The organism is Photobacterium carnosum, assembly GCF_002849605.1.
In the GTDB taxonomy this organism is placed as follows: Bacteria; Pseudomonadota; Gammaproteobacteria; order Enterobacterales; family Vibrionaceae; genus Photobacterium; species Photobacterium carnosum.
In genome coordinates this window covers 1-5997 of the sequence record NZ_NPIB01000048.1, presented here as the reverse complement: position 1 = coordinate 5997, position 5997 = coordinate 1, and the positions used below count along the sequence as shown (strand labels likewise).

Here is a 5997-nt window from a genome sequence, read left to right as displayed (position 1 = left end):
TCAGTCTGATGCGACCCAAATATCCGTCAAATCGCCCCGAGAAACGATTTTAAGACCACAAATACCTATCACTCGATACCTAGTATTACTTTTCGCTAAAGCCGGCTGTATTTAACAGTATGCATCTAACGCGCACTACGTGATCACTGTTCATTCAGAACGGATAGGATAATGGGTATTTTGAGAGATTTTGTGCGGATAAAACGTTAAAAAAGTGACGTTGTTATTTTGTTATCAATGTTACCCGATCCCAAAATGAAAGTTTGGTCGGTATTTATTAAAAATTGGAGGGAAATAATGTTTTCTTAACTTGAATACGTGGGCCTGGTTAATTGAGGTACGAAATTATCCAAGCACCATGTATCGACAAGTGAAACGCGTCAGTCTAGTGGGTTATCTCATGTGGAAAAGTAGGACAGACAAGCTGCCCTAAACTTTACACACAATCGATAATTCAGTATCGAAAGAGCTTTAAGTTTTCGCTCCGCTATAAACAATAAGTTTATTTTCTTCTTAATTTAAAGCGTGTTAGATATATGCTGAGATTGAGAGAGGTTGAGCAAAATTCCCATAGCAGCAGCTTTCCTTAGAGTAATAAGGAATGCTGCTACTTCGGAAGAAGAATATGCCGACATCGAGCCGAGTATATCGCTTACATTCCACCAAGATACTAACTATGTTCTTGGTCTTCACATCTCGCTTATAGTACAGCGTCAATCATCAATGTGAACCTCGCGTGTCGTCCTACAACTGAGATAACATTCTAGTGTCAGTGCTCTTTAAGTTGCTCGCTCACGAGTGCAGTGTTGTTAAGTGGTGTATTTGATCGAGTGTCAGCATCGAAGCTGGCTTTCCTCCCTCTCACCAAAGTCACGCTGATATTATCCGAGACAATTCCTAAACTTGTATGTTGACCCCCGCCTGTTTTCACTTGTGTAGAACAAGTCACGAGTGGCAAGAACTTCTTGCTGACTCTAGCAGATACGTTGTCGTGTGAGCAGTTTCAGCCGCGCACAAATTTAGTGGGTGCAAATAATATAGCGAGATGTTGAGGGAATACTTGAAGAACTAACGAGATATAGCTATCATGATAGGACTTAACGAGCTTCGAAAATCGTTTTAAGTATTCCGAAATAACCACTCCTCCAAGAGTGGTTTTTTCACATCTGGGGAAAGATGTTACTCTCGAACCTATCAAAACTCAAGCATTCTTCTAATGCGATCAAAATCACAATTATTACAACCTCATGTTTTGTATGTTTATTTTTCCCAAAAAGTACAATTACTGATATTTATCGCATAAATACATAATGGCAACAGCCGTAAAATAATCACTCGTAGAGTGAAAAGGGTTTTAAAGGGGTTTCCCCTTTAGCACACGATGAATTCAAACGAGGAACGAGTTTGTATACATCGACAACGTGCCTATGTACAAAACCTCAAAACCAATAATTAGCTAAAACATATCTATAATATAGCCAAAATACATCTATATAATAGCCATTAGACCTTGAAATCCACATCAAGTAGTCATAATATAGCCACTAAATCATCAAAAAACAGCCAAGATATAGCCATGACTAGAACTGACATTGAAGCCAAGCTAAAACCATTTACAGAATCAATTACAGATGGATCGTTATCGACTCTATCTGCTATTAGGCATCATTTATCACTACTAATTGAAGTACGAAAAATAGGTGTTTCTATCCCATTAATTCTTGAAATCTCGGGATGCCCCTATTCTTCATCAACTTTTTCTGACAAATTATCCAAACTAAAGAAACAAGCGTATCTAAATAATACTATTAGTCAGAATCAAGACATTACTATTACACCCTCAATTGTTCTAACAAATAAACAAAAACAACTAGAAATAACTAGAAAACTCGAAGCAAACGATTTTGAGAATACAGCATGGATAAAAGCTTTAGATTTATATGAAACCTTTCATGAAAATGCTTTAATTGGTATAATTCCAACACTAGTAAAGGCTGGTTGGACACCAACTAACTATTATCTTTTACGAGATAAATTTAATATTACAACATTTAAAAAACTATTGACTGTTATAGATGTTGAAATTAAAAACTATCGTTTCAGGAAAAATATTTTCAAAGATGGTAAAGCTTTTTTTGCTAACTAGATTTATTTAACATAAAGTACCTAAAGCGATCCGATACGCGGTAACGTCTAGATACAAAAAGACCGCCTCTATGGGCGGTCAATTTCTACATTTCTAACCATTCATTGATGTATTTTGAGATCGTCCCTCTATCAATGCCAGTTGCTTCTTTCAATTTTGTAATACTTGGCTTTCCACGATAAAGAGGAATTGCATCTCTACTTTTTAAATCATCCAAAGCAGAAAAAAGCTTCTCCCTTGCTTCTAAAGCACGCTGCTGATTTGCAGAAATATTTTGATTAATCTTCTTGTCTTTTACCTTCACTTGCTTCGTATTCTCAAGAGCAGAAAGACGATTTTCAACGGCTTCGATACGCTTTTCGATTACACTGTAATCATTTTGATTACAACCATATCCAAGTAAATTTAATAATTTATCTGTTCGTGTCTTACCTAACTGGTTATCAATCAAATCAACAACTTCACTTGGTAATCTAACCGTACATTGAACTGTTTTCATTCATCACCCAATCACAAATTACCACAACGAATTACAAAACAGATTACAAAACAGATTACAAAAAATCACAATGAAAGACAATGCGCAATCTAACGTAATGCAACGCAAGACAATAGAGGCAATAAAAAACCGCCACGATGGACGGTTATTTAACGTTAAATATTTAATGTAGGTAAAAAACGGATCAACGAGTCTATATTTTATTAATTGAACCATCCTGACTCTTTTTTAACGGCGGCTTTACCCGTTGATTCAAGATTGCTTTTTATACCTGTAGAAATACTTCTATTGCTATCCGCTGTTGATTGAATTAAATCTGTTTGCGCTTTTGAGTTTTGCAAATTCGCATTAATAACATCATTAGTTCTATCAATTTCTACTTGTTTCCTTTTGAGATCCAACTCAAGCGATTGAACTTGTAGATCTCTCAATTTTTGCTTGTAATCATTATCTTGTTTTTTAACAGCAAGTTCATGATCAATGACTTTTTGCTTTTCTTTTTGAGCCATAAGCAAACGTTGACGATACGCCTTTTCATTAGCAATGCGTGTTGCTCTATGTCTACGTGCAATAGCTTCTTGCTTAGCTTTTTCAGCTTTGACTTGTTTAAACAGTAAAGCCTCTTCTTTAAGATGCTCTGCTTTTATAGCTGCGTCACCTTTACTTTCTGCCGCAACTAAAGCATTTAAACCTGTTGCATTGGCAATTAATGGCACAGAAGAAAAAGACAACAAAATAGTAGATGCAATTAATTTAGTTTTTAGGGCATTGCGCATTAGGCTGAATCCTCGTTTCATTTGCTTTAGTAGTGACCACAAGTGCTACGCCTTGTTTAAATTCGCACATTTTACCGACTTGCGTAGATGTGTAGATGTGATTATCTTCTGAATAACCGATAGTTACACCATCAACTAAAACGGTACTACCAACTAAAGAACCAGCACCTGCACCAACCGCGCCACCAATAGCACCACCGGCCAATGCTGATCCATTGTTTGCACCAATAAATGCACCGCCGATAGCACTTAAAATACCTACAGCTCCAGCGATTTCTTTTTGGTTTTGAGAATTATCAATTTTAACTTTTGCAGGTGTTATTGATAATATTTTGATAGTTTTCGCTTCTTGTTTTTCATTTAATTGGCTCGCGCTATAAGTGTCTGCCTTGTAATAATCACCATTTGCACAGCCCGTAAGAATTGAAGCTGTTAATAAAGTTAATGCTATTGTCTTTTTCATAATGTCTCTCTTTGAACAAAAAAAGCCCGTAACGGGCCGTAATAAAGTAGGTCCAATAATTATTAAAATAAAAGCTAAGTAATGCGCCTACTAACATTCATCAATAAATCGTTTAATTCTTTTTTGTTAGCAGTCTACTTATTCTGTTGTTTGTCCGTTTAGTATTTGTTGTTTTTCAAATGCGTCTGGAAGGTCATTAATGCAATAGTTTATATAATAAATATTGAAGAAAATCGTATAGAAAACATTCATCTTAAATTTAAATCGAAATTCATGAAGAGCATAATTTTGGAGTGATTTTCTAGCTTTAAATGCCCAAATAACATAAAGAACTGTTGAGGCAATAGATAATAGCACACTTAAAATCAGGATAAATTCCGCATCGCCGTTAGAAAAAGCGCCTCCTAATCCGGCACAAACTGCAATCCAAATTATAAACGTATCATCAGTAACTTTAGATTTTGTAATATCACCAATAATAGATTGATTTCTATATAGCCAGAGTAGCTGGTATATCCCTGCAGTTGCTATTGTTAGCAGAATAAGGTTAAGAGTTTTTGTGTTTATTTTATTTTTTAAAGCTAAGATATCACTCATTGCAGACATACCAATTAACAATTAATTGCATATAATGCCATATATATGCCATAAAGGAATATATTTATAGTAAAAATAGGCTTTTAATGATGATTTTTTATCAAATCGTTTATGTTGGTGTTTACTGTCATTGATATATAAACAGCGAGGAAAAAAGGTCGTTACTGCCAGATCTTTTGGTTTCGTAGCGATGATGAAAATCAAAATGTACATTATCATCTAGAATTTAGGACCGACGTAGAAGAGGCTTAAAGAATATTAAGTAACTTTAAAGATGAACTTAATGAGATAATTTTATAATCGTAAAAATCCATCAAATAGCGCCTAGAATCCATTTAAATGGCTCAAACACCTGTCACTCGAAACCAAGTATGACTTTCTCTAAAAACGGCTGTATTTAAAAATATGCATCTAATGCGATCTGGTTTGCGCGTTACGCTTAAACTATCACATTAATCCATAAAAATAGTAAGGATGTTATGTGGTTCACATTTTCTCATCTATATTTATTTTCATTTTTTGACAACAAGATTTCATTCGACGCAACATAAAACGTATCCCGAAAAAAAGTGTTCAAAAAACACAAGTAATCTTTGGTCTAATATTACTTTATAACAACAACACATAGATAAACGATAAGTATTAGGCATAGATACTTTTCGTTCTTTTAGCTAATTCTTTCCCCTAGGATTAGCTTTTTTTTACCTAAAAATCAGCACAAAAGAATCACAGAGAAACAGTTCAATTTAAAAGCAGAACATTCTCAATAATTAGAAATAAAATATTGAGATTCACCTATGATAAATGTGATCCTTTTTGTTCTTATTTTCTAAAAAGCATCTCCAATCTTTGAGATGCTTTTTTTTGTCAAAACGTCCCTATTTAACAATATGCATCTTATGTGAACTAAGCCAAGAGAAGAGGAAAACAGCCCTTTCGGCTGTGCCGACCCCTACCCAAAATCAACTACATATGCAGTGAAATCGAGCATCATATTGGTCGCATCAGATCGGGATTTGTCTCTTACCCTTTCGGGCGTTCCTGCGCTGTGTGTAAAGGCTTTCGCCCCCCATTCCAGTCACACAATCTTCGAGGTTATTATCATTAAGTCGCTACCCTTGCCTGAACGCTATAGCAAGGCGACACATTACGTCATTTTTTCGAAGACCTTTACCTTCCACCTTTGGAACTTCCCTTGATCGGTGGATGATGTGCGTTGCTCTATCCAAAACATCTTGATCCAAATAGAGTGCAGGAATACTTGAAGTGCTGTCGTGTTATGACTATCATGAAAGGACTTAACGAGGCTCTAATTCGTTTTAAGTATTCCGAGAAACCACTCCTGCAAAGAGTGGTTTTCTCACATCTGGACAAAGGTTAAAACCAAACCCTAAAGATCGCAACGATCTCTCGCCAAAAAACACCCCTAAAATCCATTTTAAAGCCATAAATAAGCATCATTCGATGTCAGGTATTAGTTTTCCCTAAAAACGGCTGTATTTAACAGTATGCATCT

At 35.4% G+C, this 5997-nt stretch carries 5 protein-coding genes; 1 reads left to right on the top strand and 4 read right to left on the bottom strand.

Going from position 1 to position 5997, the window contains the following annotated elements:
• Window positions 1-1576 precede the first annotated feature (1576 nt).
• Window positions 1577-2146, top strand: a complete 570-nt coding sequence (locus CIK00_RS20835) for a hypothetical protein (protein WP_101770434.1) — start codon at window positions 1577-1579, stop codon at window positions 2144-2146.
• A gap of 85 nt (window positions 2147-2231) precedes the next feature.
• Here CIK00_RS20835 and CIK00_RS20830 read toward each other — a convergent pair whose 3' ends face one another.
• From CIK00_RS20830 to CIK00_RS20815, 4 genes are all read right to left on the bottom strand, one after another.
• Window positions 2232-2645: a hypothetical protein gene (locus CIK00_RS20830; protein ID WP_101770433.1), complete on the bottom strand. Its 414-nt coding sequence runs from the start codon at window positions 2643-2645 to the stop codon at window positions 2232-2234.
• A gap of 203 nt (window positions 2646-2848) precedes the next feature.
• Window positions 2849-3421, bottom strand: a complete 573-nt coding sequence (locus CIK00_RS20825) for a DUF5384 family protein (RefSeq protein ID WP_101770432.1) — start codon at window positions 3419-3421, stop codon at window positions 2849-2851.
• A complete protein-coding gene (locus CIK00_RS20820; protein ID WP_101770431.1) occupies window positions 3399-3884 on the bottom strand; it encodes a hypothetical protein in 486 nt (161 codons plus the stop codon). Before CIK00_RS20820 ends, CIK00_RS20825 begins: the two co-directional genes overlap by 23 nt.
• 138 nt (window positions 3885-4022) lie before the next feature.
• Complete coding sequence (locus CIK00_RS20815) at window positions 4023-4481, bottom strand: DUF4234 domain-containing protein (RefSeq protein ID WP_101770430.1); 459 nt, start codon at window positions 4479-4481, stop codon at window positions 4023-4025.
• Window positions 4482-5997: the final 1516 nt, after the last annotated feature.

Coding starts and splice junctions, on each gene's coding strand:
- CIK00_RS20830 (WP_101770433.1), bottom strand. CDS start 2,645: ATGAAAACAGTTCAATGTACGGTTAGATTACCAAGTGAAGTTGTTGAT.
- CIK00_RS20820 (WP_101770431.1), bottom strand. CDS start 3,884: ATGAAAAAGACAATAGCATTAACTTTATTAACAGCTTCAATTCTTACG.
- CIK00_RS20815 (WP_101770430.1), bottom strand. CDS start 4,481: ATGAGTGATATCTTAGCTTTAAAAAATAAAATAAACACAAAAACTCTT.
- CIK00_RS20825 (WP_101770432.1), bottom strand. CDS start 3,421: ATGCGCAATGCCCTAAAAACTAAATTAATTGCATCTACTATTTTGTTG.
- CIK00_RS20835 (WP_101770434.1), top strand. CDS start 1,577: ATGACTAGAACTGACATTGAAGCCAAGCTAAAACCATTTACAGAATCA.